At 65.7% G+C, this 13523-nt stretch carries 14 protein-coding genes and 4 pseudogenes; 10 read left to right on the top strand and 8 right to left on the bottom strand.

Annotation, left to right across the window (positions count from 1 at the left end; translation table 11 throughout):
• The first annotated feature begins 4 nt into the window (after positions 1-4).
• Positions 5-169, top strand: a complete 165-nt coding sequence (locus CG723_RS41685) for a DUF6233 domain-containing protein (protein ID WP_234374814.1) — start codon at positions 5-7, stop codon at positions 167-169.
• A 13-nt stretch (positions 170-182) separates the two neighbouring features.
• Here the strand turns inward: CG723_RS41685 and CG723_RS41680 are convergent.
• A pseudogene (locus tag CG723_RS41680) lies at positions 183-1043 on the bottom strand (hypothetical protein); the annotation flags it as partial.
• 525 nt (positions 1044-1568) lie between these two features.
• Here CG723_RS41680 and CG723_RS41675 point away from each other — a divergent pair.
• Complete coding sequence (locus CG723_RS41675) at positions 1569-2294, top strand: DUF4839 domain-containing protein (RefSeq protein WP_100598760.1); 726 nt, start codon at positions 1569-1571, stop codon at positions 2292-2294.
• A gap of 252 nt (positions 2295-2546) precedes the next feature.
• Here the strand turns inward: CG723_RS41675 and CG723_RS41670 are convergent, their stop codons facing one another.
• Complete coding sequence (locus CG723_RS41670; protein ID WP_199842095.1) at positions 2547-3029, bottom strand: hypothetical protein; 483 nt, start codon at positions 3027-3029, stop codon at positions 2547-2549.
• A 113-nt stretch (positions 3030-3142) separates the two neighbouring features.
• Here CG723_RS41670 and CG723_RS49445 point away from each other — a divergent pair, with 113 nt between their 5' ends.
• Complete coding sequence (locus tag CG723_RS49445) at positions 3143-3265, top strand: DUF3885 domain-containing protein (protein WP_442802640.1); 123 nt, start codon at positions 3143-3145, stop codon at positions 3263-3265.
• A gap of 291 nt (positions 3266-3556) precedes the next feature.
• On the opposite strand, the pseudogene CG723_RS49440 reads toward CG723_RS49445, so the two are convergent.
• A pseudogene (locus CG723_RS49440) lies at positions 3557-3820 on the bottom strand (YrhB domain-containing protein); the annotation flags it as partial.
• Between the two features lie 482 nt (positions 3821-4302).
• On the opposite strand from CG723_RS49440, the pseudogene CG723_RS41655 reads away from it, so the two are divergent.
• Positions 4303-5406, top strand: a pseudogene (locus CG723_RS41655) (tyrosine-type recombinase/integrase); the annotation flags it as partial.
• A gap of 443 nt (positions 5407-5849) precedes the next feature.
• Here the strand turns inward: CG723_RS41655 and CG723_RS41650 are convergent.
• The gene (locus tag CG723_RS41650; protein WP_100598758.1) at positions 5850-6563 is read right to left on the bottom strand and encodes a hypothetical protein; all 714 of its coding nucleotides are present in this window, start codon (positions 6561-6563) and stop codon (positions 5850-5852) included.
• 176 nt (positions 6564-6739) lie between these two features.
• On the opposite strand from CG723_RS41650, the gene CG723_RS49435 reads away from it, so the two are divergent.
• The 3 genes from CG723_RS49435 (at position 6740) to CG723_RS46650 (ending at position 8888) form a co-directional block, all read left to right on the top strand.
• Entirely contained in the window at positions 6740-6997 is a 258-nt protein-coding gene (locus tag CG723_RS49435) for a diguanylate cyclase domain-containing protein (protein ID WP_442802638.1), read from the top strand.
• A 248-nt stretch (positions 6998-7245) separates the two neighbouring features.
• Positions 7246-7428 carry a hypothetical protein gene (locus CG723_RS48375; RefSeq protein ID WP_234374813.1) on the top strand — a complete coding sequence of 61 codons (183 nt, stop codon included), beginning with the start codon at positions 7246-7248 and terminating at the stop codon, positions 7426-7428.
• Positions 7429-8210: 782 nt separating this feature from the next.
• The gene (locus tag CG723_RS46650) at positions 8211-8888 is read left to right on the top strand and encodes a hypothetical protein (protein WP_159032676.1); all 678 of its coding nucleotides are present in this window, start codon (positions 8211-8213) and stop codon (positions 8886-8888) included.
• Positions 8889-8955: 67 nt separating this feature from the next.
• Here the strand turns inward: CG723_RS46650 and CG723_RS41630 are convergent, their stop codons facing one another.
• The 3 genes from CG723_RS41630 to CG723_RS48370 all read right to left on the bottom strand — a co-directional run bounded on the left by CG723_RS41630 (position 8956) and on the right by CG723_RS48370 (position 10053).
• Positions 8956-9165: a hypothetical protein gene (locus CG723_RS41630; protein WP_100598755.1), complete on the bottom strand. Its 210-nt coding sequence runs from the start codon at positions 9163-9165 to the stop codon at positions 8956-8958.
• Between the two features lie 11 nt (positions 9166-9176).
• Positions 9177-9509, bottom strand: coding sequence for a hypothetical protein (locus CG723_RS41625; RefSeq protein WP_100598754.1), 333 nt, complete (start codon positions 9507-9509; stop codon positions 9177-9179).
• A gap of 259 nt (positions 9510-9768) precedes the next feature.
• On the bottom strand, positions 9769-10053 hold the full coding sequence (locus tag CG723_RS48370) for a hypothetical protein (RefSeq protein WP_234374812.1): 285 nt from the start codon (positions 10051-10053) through the stop codon (positions 9769-9771).
• Between the two features lie 423 nt (positions 10054-10476).
• On the opposite strand from CG723_RS48370, the pseudogene CG723_RS41615 reads away from it, so the two are divergent.
• A pseudogene (locus tag CG723_RS41615) lies at positions 10477-10702 on the top strand (RHS domain-containing protein); the annotation flags it as partial.
• 44 nt (positions 10703-10746) lie between these two features.
• On the opposite strand, the gene CG723_RS41610 reads toward CG723_RS41615, so the two are convergent.
• Positions 10747-11958 carry an RNA-guided endonuclease InsQ/TnpB family protein gene (locus CG723_RS41610; protein ID WP_100598753.1) on the bottom strand — a complete coding sequence of 404 codons (1212 nt, stop codon included), beginning with the start codon at positions 11956-11958 and terminating at the stop codon, positions 10747-10749.
• A 279-nt stretch (positions 11959-12237) separates the two neighbouring features.
• Between CG723_RS41610 and CG723_RS41605 the strand changes: the two genes are divergently transcribed.
• Both CG723_RS41605 and CG723_RS41600 read left to right on the top strand, forming a co-directional pair.
• The gene (locus CG723_RS41605) at positions 12238-12801 is read left to right on the top strand and encodes a hypothetical protein (RefSeq protein WP_234374811.1); all 564 of its coding nucleotides are present in this window, start codon (positions 12238-12240) and stop codon (positions 12799-12801) included.
• A gap of 47 nt (positions 12802-12848) precedes the next feature.
• The gene (locus CG723_RS41600) at positions 12849-13310 is read left to right on the top strand and encodes a hypothetical protein (protein WP_100598751.1); all 462 of its coding nucleotides are present in this window, start codon (positions 12849-12851) and stop codon (positions 13308-13310) included.
• Positions 13311-13523 lie beyond the last annotated feature (213 nt).

Below are 13523 nucleotides of genomic sequence, written 5' to 3'. Positions count from 1 at the left end.
TGTCATGCGCGCCGTCGACTGCGAGGAGGTGCCAGCGGGAGCGCTGATGCTGCCCCTGGACCGGGCGCTCGACACAGCCGAGCAGCCGGGTATCCGGTCGTGCTCGCTGTGCGGCGCCACTACCGAGCTTGACCCGGCCCTGAGGGGCTTCGACCACGGATTCGGGTGATGACGCGCAGGGATCAGCTTGCGGTCCGCGACGTAATGAGCCGGTTGGGCAGCTCCAGCATTCCGAGGTACCACCAGAAGATCCAGTCCAGGAACGCTTCGGCGTAGTCGCCGCGCTGGTCTGCCTTGCGGTGGCGCAAGTCGTAGCGGTTGGCGATCTCGAACAGTGCCCCCTCATCCTTGACGAGCTGGTCTTGGAGCAGGGCGCGGCGTTCCTCGCGGATGCCCGCAAGGGTGACGATCGCCGACCTCTTGCTCTCCGCCGTCGTATCCCGTCCACGGAACAGGGCGATCGCATGGCGGACTCGGGTCGTGATGTTTGGGGCGCTGTCGTTGAGTGCCCGGTGCACCAGTGCGCTGCGAGCGTGGTCGGTGACGGCAACCAGACGCCCGAGGTCCTCGCCTTCGGCAGCCAGCTCGTACTCGATGCCGGCCTCGCGCAGCAGCTCGTTGACCTTGCCCCGGTACAGGATGCGGGCGGGTCCGTTGTGGAACTCCGGGTGGTGCCACCCGGACATGTCCCAGCTGTGTAAGCGGCGTGTGCGGGGCCGGCTGACCAGGTCGTGGAAGACCTCGATCAGACCGAAGGAGGTGTCCTCATCCCATCTCTCAGGGGCCAGAGGCCAAACGTCGGGGATGCCGAGTCGCCGCTCGATCACTCGCGAGGCGTCCGGCAGATCCTTGGGGTCGTCGACGTATTCCTCGCAGAAGACCTCTAGCAGGTAGCCGTTGTCGGCGAAGTCGCTGATGATCCGGGCGAAGTCACGTCGGGTGTCTCACGCGGTGCTGCCATCGTGCGAGAGGCCGCGGCCTTGCTGTTGTGGCCGGTACGGTCGCGGATCGGCTGCATGCCGCAGGTTGGCTGCGCGGCTGACAGCTCAGCTGGGCCAATTGTCAGCAGCCTGATACTCGCAGCAGAGACGCGAGCCACGTCATTGCCGCCCGCGGGGACCTCCGGACCTCCCGGCAGCAATGACCAGCAATGCGACCCGAGTTGAACACATGGATGGCACCAGGGCGCCTGTCCGCCTGCACAACCGGGGACACGTCCAACTCGCGAACGTGAGGGACGCGCGCGGCCTAGGGTGCCGGTTGACACTGGGCCTGGAGCGCGGTCCGGCTGAGGGCCTTCGAGCAGTTCCTCAATGTGCATCAGACCCTCACCTCACCTATGTCGCAGCTGAGGGCGGGGCCAGCTATCGGGGCGAGGCGTGGCAAGTTGACCGTCAAAAAGTAGCGTTCGACCTAGCGAGCCGGCTTGCCTTCGACCGAGTGCTTCTTGGTGCGAGTCGCGACCTCGGGGGCCGTGGGTGATGTCGGTGATGCCGAGTTCCTTGCGAAGTCCCATACGCTCGCGATGCAGTTGGTATGAACAATCCGTTGAGGGGGCGCGGAGCCGCATGGCCGACGAGATCAAGTACGAGTACAAGACCGTACAGACAGTTCGCGGCACCGACGGCTTGGTGATCTCGAAGATGCAGAAGGATGGCTGGGTGCTTGTGGAAAAGGCCCAGGGCACGCTTCGCTCCACTCTCAGCTTCCGTCGGCCGAAAAAGCCGCAGCCTTGGCTCCTGATCGGCACGGCGGCCGCCGTCCTCGTGATCCTGGCCATCGTCATCGGCGCTACCTCTGCACTCAGCGACGGAGGCGAGAAGAAGGACGAGTCAGACAAGTCAACGGCCGCTGCGAGCGAGAAACCTTCCGCTACGCCGACTCCGACCACGGCCGAGTCGGCTGCCACTGAGGTGATCACGCCTCAGCACAACCCGGAGTTCGCGGCGCTGCTGAAGGCGGACTCGTGCGACGACGCGAACCTGGACTTCGCGACTCAGCACGGGGGCCAGACGGTCGCGTTCAACGGCTCGATCGTGAGTATGGCGCCCCACGGTGACTACGACACCCGCTACGACTTCCTCCTGGGCCCAGGCGACAAGGGACCGAACACGACGGTCGGCCCAGCCTTCAAGTACGAGGACGTCAACATCTTTGACCTGAAACTGACCGGCAAGAAGATCCCCGCCACCGTCGGCGCAGGCGACAAGTTCCGCTTCGTCGCCAAGGTGGGCAAATTCAACGCGGACCAGTGTGTCTTCTTCCTAGACCCGGTCTCGACGGAAGTCCGGTAGCCAAGATGGGCAGCCGCTTCACCACGGAACAGCGTGCCTGGCCATTTCCTCACTGCCGGTCCGTTAGGGATTCACGCAGGTTCCGTGAGGGATGCAGTGCGCGAGAATGTGCAAGTGAGCAGGTGAGAGCCCTCATCCTGCCTGCCACTCGTGCAGGTCGACTTCTCCGAGTTACGGGCAGATCCTGCGAGTTCGGCCAGCGACTTGCGAGGCGATGCGGGATTCCGGAAGTCGCCGCCCTCCAGCGCGGGCTCAAGAGGCGCTGGAAGAGATCCAGTCGTCGTTGTTCCGATGACGGTCCAGTCCCACAGCTTCGAACTCATCCTCACCGAGACTCCGCCTCACGCCGAGTTGCCGAAGGGCCTGCGAGATCGGGCTGACTGCTCGGGAGAACCACTTCTTCGCCGGGGCATCCAATGGCCCCACTGCCAGCGCTCCCTCAGCCCAGACGGCGGCCCGTTGCTCTCCGACGCCACCGAAGTAGTCGGCCTCGACATAGGCGACGGGCCCTGTAGTGGACCACTGGGCGAGCAACCTGTCGAAGCCTCCTGGCAGCTTCCAGAATCCCAGAGCGCTCTCTGCGGTGCCGTCCGTGACCGCGTCGAAGACTTCATCCGTCATCGGCATCAGCGACAAGGCCTGCCGGAGAGGCACCACGCGGGCACTAGGAATGCCCCGTGCTGCGGCTTGCATCAGCTCGTCTCCTGCGATCACCGCCTGCAATACGTAACCCACACCAGCGCCCTCCCCGACCGATTGGAGCCCTCATCCTGCCCGCCCCATCGCGCACGAACCCGCGTGCCCCACCCCAGAATCCGCAACCCACTAGCGAGCTCACCGACACCCGCATGCAGCGTATCCACCACCCCTACGCCGGTGGCGCCGACGCCTTCATTGCCACGTCCGAGGAACGAGACCGGATGCGCGATCGGCATGGCGACTGGCTTTCCGGTCATCCCTCGGGTCTCTGACCGGCTCGGATCGCCGCCCCGCTCAGAATGGTCTCCACCGCAAGGGTTGAGAGGCTCCACGAGTTCCTTGGTGGCGACGGCCACGAGGCGTGCGGGCGTATCACCGTCCAGCAACTCGCTCACGTATTCAATGGCCTCCGCAGGCGAGAGCACAGGCAGCCTCTGGCGCAGTGTCCGCACAGCGTGCATGCGTCCGCGCGTGGCGGCGACTCCACATAGCGCATCGTGTAGATCATCCACTGCAGTGCGTACCGGCAGCCCACGTATCCGGGCTCGGTAGTCGTCCTCCCACGCTCCGGTTTTCGCGGAGACGACGGCGATCTGGTGCAGTCCTCCGTCGACGCGGTCGACCAGGTACGGCCCATTGCCAATCAGCATGTACTTCGAGTTCCGAGTGCGTGCGAACTCCTCGGACTGCCAGGAGACGATCCACACCAGCTCGTGCTCCTCGACACGGACTACAGCCATCCTCACCGCGTCCGTGCTCACAGCCCGCCACTGCTGATAGTCGCGCTCCAGCTGTTCTTCGACAGCCCGAACGGCGGCTTCTCGCACGATCACGCATGCAGCATCCCGTACGGGCCCGGCTTCGCCCAGCGAATTCCCACGGATCAGGGCAACGCAGAAGGGGCCAACGAACCTTCTCGCCCAGGAATACAGCAGCTGAACAACAAGTGCTCTGCGCCAGTACCGCTCAAGACGCTCGGGATGCCGCGAGCCGCCGCGACCCCCTCACCGAGCTGCTGCGCCGCGACGCGTACACCACCCAGGCTCGGCAGGTCCTACGCCGCCACGGCGACGACACAGCCGTCGTCCTGGTTAGTGGAGTACGTGCGGGTTCCTTCAAGGCTGTGTGACATGGCGGATCCGCATTTCAGCAGCTAGATCGTTCTGTGGCGGGCCTTCACTCGAAGGTGTGGGATCTCCGCAGTAACTCGCAGATTCCACGAATGGTGCCTGTAATTTCCGGGATCGTGTCAGATTCCGAAAGTCGTCTGCTGAGGCTCCTCAGCCCTGCGGGGGATTCCGCCGCTCCGGTGGACCCGGCAGCCGTGGCGGTGGAGTCCGGGCTGGCGGACGTCGTGACGCTACAGCGCCGTCGGCAGGCCCGGGTTTCCGCGCATGATGAGGAGAGTTTCTTCCTCGACACGCTCTCGGAGTACCAGTGGGCCCGGGACGCGGCAGGGCTGGCGCCGGCCACCCTTGATGGTCTGGTCAAGCCAGTCATCGAAGTATGCAACTACTACGGCACGGTTCCCTGGCAGCTGTCGCCGAGGGAGGTCGACCGGTACTTCGCGCGACCTGGGAAACGAGCGTCTTCGACTCTGCGCGCGAAGATCAACAAGATCGACGCGTACTTTGCCTTCCTTGAACAGCGGTATGCCGGCGAGATCATGCGGCGCTTTGGTGCTGCCGTTGAGTCACCGATCGACCTGTTCAACCGGCCCCGGCACCGTGGGGACTTCGGGCTTCGGATCCCGCCATCACAGACGGCGATGTGCGACTTCTTCTCGCGCTGGCGCGAGGACCTGCCGAACGCACGGAAGTACTTCGTCGCCTGCCGCAACTACGTGATGACCAAGGTCGCGTACCTGTCCGGTGTCCGTGCCGCGGAGTTGTGCGGGGTGTGCATGGGTGACATTCACTGGGAGCACGGCCAGTGGGGTCGCTTCGTTGTCCAAGGTAAGGGTGCCCGCGCTTCCGGGCCCCGGCCTCGCGAGGCGTACATGTTCCAGGAGGGGCGTGCCCTGTTGTGGTGGTACATCGAAGAGATCCGGGGCGAGTTCGGGGACGACGCCGAACACCCACGGGCGCCTCTGTGGCCGTCGGAACGCAAGCCGACTGCGGTAGCCGCTCTGAACCTGCCGATCGCCCCGGCGATCGTCCCTTCTACCTTCCGGCGGTCGCTGCATGCCGCGGCTACGAACTACCTCACTGGCCCGGTCGCCGACCTGTTCCCGCACCTGCTGCGGCACGCCTGCGCGACCCATAACTACGAGCGCGGGATGACGTTGTGGGAGGTGCAGAAGGTCCTCGGGCACGACTGGGCCACCACGACACTTCGGTATATGGCGACCGCGCACGCCGATCCGGAGGTGGCGAACTTGGCCGCGAGCTCGCAGGCGGCGCAACGACTGGTGGCCATTCACGCGCTGCCTGGTGAAGAGCTTCGCACGATTCTGACCACCGATCTCAACCTTGCCCGCGGCACTCTCGAAGTCCGTCGCGGCTTGCTGCGGCACACCCTCTACCTGGAGGAATTCACCCACCGACTCGCCAGCGAGTGGCTCGCCTATCGCCACCACCGCTGGCCGGCATCGACGAACCCCTGTCTTCTCGTCAGCCAGAAGACGGCCCTCGACCCAGATCATCCGGTGGTCAGCAGAACATTGCTTCGCAGGACCCTCCCCAAGAACGTCACGCTCGTCGGCCTGCGGCAGGACCGCATGCTCAACGAGGCGTTTGCCACCGGTGATCCCCTCAAGCTGATGCGGCTCTTCGGGATCACCGCGCAGACCGCCATGCGCTACGTCGCTGCAGCGTATCCAGAGCGGACAGCCCGGCTGCCCCGCTGACCGTCCGATCAATCCCAGTCGGACGGCGGCTGCTTGACCCTGCCACCTGTATGCGGCAGCTGCACGTAGTCCTCGGCGCCGGAGGGCAGGGCGGAAACGCAAGCTGCTGAGCAGGCGTTGACCAGGAGAGGCAGGACATCGGTGGCCACCCGCAGGGAGATCCACACTTGGTGGAGCCCACCCTGCCCGATCGGCCGATCGCAGACACTGCATCCACGGATGGCCGTGGTACCCCAGCGCCGGGCATCAAGCGCTGACAGGTCGAGATCAGCAGCGGAGAATTGCGGCGGCTGTAGTCGGGGGAAAGGAGGACGGAGCTTGTAGTTCCCGAACAGTGCGCGGGTGCTCACCGTGCTCCTGACCAGCTTTGAGCATCTGGTGATCTCGTAGGGGAACCAGTGCAGCCGATACGAGGTGTAGGGGGTGAACTCCTCCAGGCTGGTCATTGCACCGATCTCGGGCGGTATTCGGACCAGGTTGCTGCCGTAGAGCACGAAGTGCTTGACCGCCGTCAGTTTGGCGATGCTCGTCGGCAGAGTGACGACCTGACGACGCTCCTCAGCACTGAGCTCGACCAGAGGTCGGAACTCCTCCCGCCCATCTTCCGCCGCCTCGTCGATCAACTCCAGCAGATGTCGCCACCCAGCGGTCGAGGTGTCCTGGCGTTCGGCGTGGAAACCGACACGGGCTCGCGGATGCGGCTTGGCCTGGTCGAAGCACACGCACTCATCCCGGTAGGACGCGCGTCCTACAGATGCCGGGTCCGATGTGTCGCCCCACCGGTTCACAAAGAGTCTCGGCTCTCCCTCATCCACCATGTGGCCAAGATACGGATCTTCATCTGGCCGGCCCAGTGCTTAATGGCCAGTGGAACCCGCTCCCCGAGCCTCCTCCAACGATGGGCAGGCGGCTCGGGGACGTCGTCACACCAGTCCAGCAATCCGCGAACCTGCGCGTTTCAGACCAGGACCACTTCAAGGCCATCAACGACACCTTCGGCCACGCGGCCGGTGACACCGTCCTCGCGGCGACCGCAGCCCGGCTCACCACTTGGGCGGGCCCGCACGCCGCCATCGGCCGCCTCGGGGCGATGAGTTCGCGATCGTCCTGGAGGCGCCCCGCGGCCGCCGCGAGGACCGCCTCGCAGGGCTCATGAGGATGCTGCACACGCCGGTGCACCTGGACGGCGGGAGACCGTCGACGTCGCCGCCTCCGTCGGCGCAGCGACGCCCGCCATCCTCAACACCCGCGACCTGTCCGTGCTCCAGCAGGCCGCCGACGCTGCCCTGTACGACGGCAAGCACTCCGGCCACGCAGTCCTCGCCGACGCCCGGCACGCAACGCACACGTCCATCAACGGGCGCCACGCCGGCCGCCACGGAACCGGAATCAGGGGCGAGCCGCATGAGCATCGCCACCCTGCCCGGGGACGGCTGGATCCGCGGCGTCACGATTCGCCAGCCCTTCCACCTGCATCCTCGCCGGGAAGAACCCGGAAAGAACAGGCCCCGGCCCTGGCCGTGGCGGGGCTCGGTCCTGATCCACGCCGGGCAGAAGCTGGAGCGCCTGCCCTGCGTAACCCGCTAGTCGCCACCGCGATCCGCAGCCTCGAACTGCACCTGGGCGCAGTCATCGGCGTCGCCCGCCTCTCCGACTGCCACCCCGCGCAGGGGCCCGAGAAGTGCACCAGCCCCTGGGCGCAGCGCAGCGCGCACCACGTGGACCTAGGCACCAGCAGTAACGGTGCAGGCTGCATCGATGCCTGCACTCCGATCGCGCCCGGTGTGAAGTGAAGGCCCGCCCGCCGCCGCCCTCCCCGCGCGACAGGCGGGAGGTCACGGCCGCCGCGTGGGAGGGCAGGGCAGCTTGGGCGGGCAGACCTTGTGCAGGTGCATGGTCGAGCCAGCGGCCGACGGGGAATGCACTGCGACGGTTTCGAACTACTCGTCGGACCTGATGGCGCGCTGGCACTTGGCGCAAATCACTTGTCGTGCCCCTCCCACGTATTCCAGATGGCGCGGCCTACGTCGCACAGCGGGCTCGCGTTGCAGGCTGGGCAGTCCGCTGTGTGATTGATCAGGTCGACGTATGCGCGCTGCCGCCGCGCTTCCATGAAGGTGATGATCGCGGCGATCGGGCTCCGACTGTTGCCCCCCAACCCTTCCCGGCGGGCCTGGGCGTCAAAAACTCCGAATGCGACCACTTCGTGGCGGGCAGCGACGCGCTCGGTATACCTGACGTAGAGGCCCGGACGGAAATTTCAAGGCCCGTCCGACCGTGGGGGCCCGTTTGGCCGCAACCAGGGCTTCGCGAGCCCTCGTGGACGCGCCGGTGAGTATCCATGCGAAAAAGGGCGGAATAATGCCGCTATGTCTAACCGGAGAGAAGACCGAGGCCGCGGTCGCCGATTCGACGTCTTCCACTTGTGGGCGACCACAGCGACCGGACTGGCTGCCCTGGGTATCGGCATCTATAGCCTTGTCGCACTCCAGGCGAGCCCGGAGATCGATGTGGCGCTCCCCCACGTCGTGCGCATCGCCCAAGGTAAAAACGCATGGCTCTACCTGCAACCCACAATGACGGCAATGGAGCCAACTGAGGATGTCGAGGTGATCACTGACGCTGTTCTCAGACTAAAGACCTCGGAGAACGCCAAGAACAGGCCAAGCTTCTATTGGGATGAAACCGGGGCGTGGACTGTCGATACAAAGGGAAAACTCAGCTATCGCCAGACTGCGGACCCCGCTCCCATCCTGGTGGCTCATGAGAAACCTCAGCAACCGACTATGCGGTTCAATGCAGAGGGCTGGAATTTTTACAAGGCCAGATATGAGGGGACGCTCGCGATCCATCGCTCCGAAGGCCGCAAGCCCATCGTGAAGAAGTTTTGTCTGATCATTACTCCAGGCAATGAGGCTCGCTTCAGGAAGTTCGGGCAGTTCGCGAGTTATTTGTTCCGAAACGACCGACCGGCGTCACCGGGAGCGCCCCGTGATGAAATCGGTTGCTACAGGACTTCAGAGGCCAACAGTTCAATTCCTAGATAATCAACGCCCCGGACGGCACCGCTGGGTCGTGGAACAGTTAATGGCCGGGCGCTGACAACGCCGGGGGCTACGCCTCGTCCGGCCAGCTCTTCACTACCTGCTCGGTGTCGTCGTCGAGCCCTTCGGCAAGCGTGATGCGGGCCCCGGGCATGCTGCCGTAGCTGCCGATCAACGATGTGAACTTGCGCTCCGCTGTCGCGCGGGACGACCACCAGCCGCGCATGACCGTGCCGTTAGCGGGCGTGGTCAGGGTGAGGTGGTAGCGCTGGTCATCCACGCGCACTTCGCTTACGTGAGCGGGGCGCTGAGGAGCACCGCGTCGACGCCGGCCTGGCGCACCACGTCACGCAGGGCGGCCATGGCCTCCACCTCAGGCGCGGCAGTGCTGCCCCTCTTGGTGACGGCGATCATGTGGGGCGTGCACTTGTCGATCCAGCGTGGCCCGAAGCCAGGGATGTCGGCGACGCTCGTTGTGGTCGCGGGCCGACCGCAGGAGACGCAGGGCTGCGGGGTGCGGCCGATGCGGGCGAAGCCGTTCGCCGCCCTGGCTGTCGAGCTCGGGGCGGGCGAGAGCTGGGCCGGGTCTAGGCCGAGGACCTGCAGCATCTCGGTTACGTCCATCGCTGCTCCGCTCTGCTCGCCCCCTGGGTGCCATGGTCGACGAGACCAGAACGGTGCGGCTACTCGTCGTCCAACTGCGCACAGGCAGGCAGCCATCGACCGGCCCGGCTACCGGCCCTGGATCGTGGTGCGCGACGAGTGAAAACGCTCAAGCGGGCTATCTATAGACGTGCCTCCGCCGTGCGGAGCACCGGTCGCCTCCCGCGAACTGGTCGAGAGTGCACAGGAACCGGTCGCCTCTGAAGGGCAGCCCCATCAGTCAGTTCTGATCGGTCATCCGTTGACTGATCTGTACCAGGAACTTTTGGATGGACACCGCAGCTGCCTCGAAGTCGTCGAACCAGGACGCGGTCGTCGACCTCCAGACTCGCCCGCTGGTGGCCACCGCGAACAGATGGCCGCCACCATCACTGGCGAACACGATGCCGGGCGACTCGTCGTCCACCTGGACGGGCCCGTATGCACGGAAGTGCTCGGCGACCGTTGCGGGAGAGTGGATGAAGTATCCGTTCTCGATGTCCGGAAAGGAGACCTCGCTGATCACCCAATTAGAGGGTGGTCAGGTCGGAAGGGATGGGCGTCAGATCCACGAGAGCGCCCGTCGCCTCGTGGCTCTCGTCCGTCGCGAGTGCGACGGCGTTCTCCCCAGGCGGGAATCCGTGGGTATCCAGGAACGATGACATCAGGGGCCCAAGTGCTCCGGAAACCTGCTTGCACCAGCTGTCCACCCATTCCGAGTCGACCCGCCCACTGCCACGTTCATCCCCTTCCGCGCCTGACGCCCACGTCCACGAACCCAAGAGAACCTACCGAAGGGCACCTCGCGGACACCTACGCGAGCATCTCTGCAGTTCGCGGGCAATGCGGTCAGTCCACCGGTCGGTAAATTCGAGGACACCCGTGCCGACCGGCCACCGCACTTCGGGCCGAGCCTAGGTGATTGCTCAAGTGCCAACTGGAGCGGCGGATTCCCGCCGACGCCGCACAGCACGAGGTGGACAGCCGGTTCTTCGCCATCGTCACCGATGTCATCGGTACCCCCGACGGAACTCGTCGGCGAGCAGGGCGACATCGCCTGGTACAAGCGGTCCACGGTCTGGGGCATCACCACGCGCAACCGCGACGCCCAGGCACACACACCGTTGCGCTTCCCCGGCCAGTACGCGGACCCGGAGACGGGCCTGCACTACAACGTCAACTACCCGGTCGTGAACGACCGGGCTTGCTGCTCGAGTCATCACTGGTGGTGATGGGGTCGGCTGCGTCCAGGACTCACGCACGCAAGGAGGGTGAGTTCGGGGGCCGTTGACTGGGCCCCGCAGACCCACGCCATCCAGCCGCGTTGGCGGATGTTGTGGGACGCGTTGTGGTCTGCGTGCTCAACAAAGCCGCAGACCCGGCACGAGAAGACGGCCTGGGAGGGCCGGTTTCCGCGTGCGGTGTGATGACACTTCGAGCATTCCTGGCTGGTGTACGCCGGATCGACGTACACCACCGGCACCCCGGCCCGCTTCGCTTTGTAGGCGATGAACGAGCCGAGCTGGGCGAAGGGCCAGGAGTGGAGCGTGGCGCGTTGGGGCTTTCTCAGCCGTGCCCGCTCGCGGATGCCCGTGAGTGTCTCCAGGGCGATCCCGCGACCGGTGCGTTCAGCCTCCGCCACGATCCGCTTGCTGATCTTGTGGTTGATGTCCTTGGCGCGCCGGGCTTCCTTGCCCGCGTACTTCTTCGCCCGCCGCTTGGCGGACTTGGTGTTCTTCTTCTGCAGCTTGCGCCGCAGGTTGCGATCCTGTTCCCGCATGCGGTTGATCCGACGCCCGCAGTGGCGCTCGCCGTCGGAGGTGACCGCGACGTTCACGATCCCCAGGTCCACCCCGAGGAACCCGACCGGGTGAGTGCTCGCGGTCGCTTCGTCGATGTCGCAGGTCGCGATCAAGAACCACTTCCCGCCCCGACACACCAGGTCGGACTCACCCCTGCGGTGCGCAGCCAGGACCTCCAACTGCTCGGCCTGCCCGGTGAACGCCACGCCCTTCAACCGTCCGGCCGTGGACCAGATCGACACCGTTTGCCGCTCGTGCTGCCAGGACAGCATCCGGTCGTCGTACGGCTGCGCCGCCTGAGGCCGGAAGACCACCGGCTTGCCCGAGGCCCGGGCATGACGCTTCGTGCCGGGCCGCCCGTACCGGCCGTTACGCAGGTTCACCTTCAAGGTGGTGTAGGCATCACACGTCTTCTTGATCGCGTGCTGGGCGGCCTGCGCACCAAGCCCCCACCTGACCCGGACCTCGGCATAGGTGTGCTTGCGCAACTCCAGCGGACGTCGCGCCTCCTTCTCGAATGCAACGGACGCGGCCCACGTGGCGGCCTCGTTACAGGCATGCAGGGTCGCCTCAAGTGCCGCCGCCTGTACGGGCGTCGGCAGCAGCTTCACCCGCACCACCAGCTTCACGATCAGCGAACCTATACACCTAGACGAAGACCCACCACACGTTCGCCCCACCCCACCCGAACGAGCGATAGCCGCCACGGCCCTGACCCCGCGCACACTGCTGTAGCCCGGCTCTGCCGGAACGCCTCCCGGCCGTTCCGCGGCCGTGATGGCCTGCGGCACGTCACGGCGACGCTCGGCGTCGCATCCCGTGGAGGCGATTCCTCCCGGGCGTGAACGCCCGGGGTTCCTCGCAAGAATCCGCTGAACCGGCACTACGACCCCGAGACGGCCCGCTACGTGTCGGCCGACCCGCTCGGCCTGGTGCCCGCGCCCAACCCGGCCGCGTACGTCGTCAATCCCTTTACGTTCATGGACCCCGAGGGCCTGGTCGCGAAGGGCTGCACGCAGGAGAGCGGCTGGTACGGCGGCCTGCTGCCGGCCAACACGAAGAAAGACGGGTCGAAGTACCCGCAGCCGATGGAGGTCAACCACATCCCGGCCAAGTCGGCGTACAAGGACGTCATCGAGCCCGGTTTCTACATCGCGAACAAGCCGCACAAGAAGCAGAAGGTCAACAACGGCCCGGCCATCCGCATGCAGCGCGACCACCACGAGCAGCTGTACAGCACCGGGTACTCACTGCAGTCGCAGGCATGGCAGCAGTACCAGCGCGAGCTGATCAACTCGGGGCGGATCACCGACGCCATGCGCATGGACATCGACGACATCAAGCGGCGCTTCCCCGGCACCTACGATCAGCACATCAAGGACATGGTCGCCAGCCTGGATGACAACAAGCCCCTCCAGGACATGCTCAAGACGCGAGGATGGAAAATCGACAAGGCCGCTCTTCTCGCATGAGGTCCGCGGCACGTCACTAGGGCATCGAGAAAGGCGAAGGACGGAACATGGAACTGGAACTACTGCCGCTGGTCGGTGTCGGGCCGCTGCGGCTCGGCATGTCGGCGCAGGAGGCGCGCGACGCGGTCCAGGCTTGGGGGCTGCTGCGGGTCGCCTCCAGTGATCCGGAGCCCGGGCAGATCCTGCTCAAGCACGACGCGTCCGGCCTGAACGTGATGCTCGGCTTCACCAAGGGCGCGCTGAGCGGCGTGGAGCTGTTCCGGTTCCTCGACGAGGACGCCGACGTACGCGTGCTCCTCGACGGTCTCGACGTCTTCCGCACCCCGAGTGTGGACCTCTTCGAGCTGTTCGCGGAGCGGGGCCACGAGATCACCGAGAACGACCTCGGTTTCGACGAGCTGCCGGAGCTGAAGATCGTCCTCGCCAACCAGAGCAGCTACGAGTACCCGGTGGACGAGGACGGGGACCCTCTCTACTACGACTACGTGCGCCTCGCGGACCAGATCTGACGCACGGCACAGGCTGTCACCGGCGCACCCAGCTTGCCGGTTGGGCCCCTCGTGATGCTGAAGGCCGCTGCCAGCCGCCGCGCCGACTGGGTCGCCATTCGCGATCAGCTGCCGAGGGCGTCGTCAAACGCGAAGGGGTTCTTGGCGAGATGCGGTCGCCTCCGCGATGCGAGTCGAGAGAGTAACGGAGCCACTCCGGGCAACCGCAGATCT

This window comes from Streptomyces sp. CB01635 (assembly GCF_002803065.1).
Classification (GTDB): domain Bacteria; phylum Actinomycetota; class Actinomycetes; order Streptomycetales; family Streptomycetaceae; genus Streptomyces.
The sequence above is the reverse complement of the archived record's forward strand: the minus strand, read 5'-3'. Positions and strand labels throughout refer to the sequence as shown.

Excerpts from the sequence above, each read along its gene's own strand:
- CG723_RS49445 (WP_442802640.1), top strand. The coding sequence starts at position 3,143 with ATGCAGCGTATCCACCACCCCTACGCCGGTGGCGCCGACGCCTTCATT.
- CG723_RS41675 (WP_100598760.1), top strand. The coding sequence starts at position 1,569 with ATGGCCGACGAGATCAAGTACGAGTACAAGACCGTACAGACAGTTCGC.
- CG723_RS41685 (WP_234374814.1), top strand. The coding sequence starts at position 5 with ATGCGCGCCGTCGACTGCGAGGAGGTGCCAGCGGGAGCGCTGATGCTG.
- CG723_RS41600 (WP_100598751.1), top strand. The coding sequence starts at position 12,849 with ATGGAACTGGAACTACTGCCGCTGGTCGGTGTCGGGCCGCTGCGGCTC.
- CG723_RS49435 (WP_442802638.1), top strand. The coding sequence starts at position 6,740 with ATGGGCAGGCGGCTCGGGGACGTCGTCACACCAGTCCAGCAATCCGCG.
- CG723_RS41625 (WP_100598754.1), bottom strand. The coding sequence starts at position 9,509 with ATGGACGTAACCGAGATGCTGCAGGTCCTCGGCCTAGACCCGGCCCAG.
- CG723_RS46650 (WP_159032676.1), top strand. The coding sequence starts at position 8,211 with ATGTCTAACCGGAGAGAAGACCGAGGCCGCGGTCGCCGATTCGACGTC.
- CG723_RS48375 (WP_234374813.1), top strand. The coding sequence starts at position 7,246 with ATGAGCATCGCCACCCTGCCCGGGGACGGCTGGATCCGCGGCGTCACG.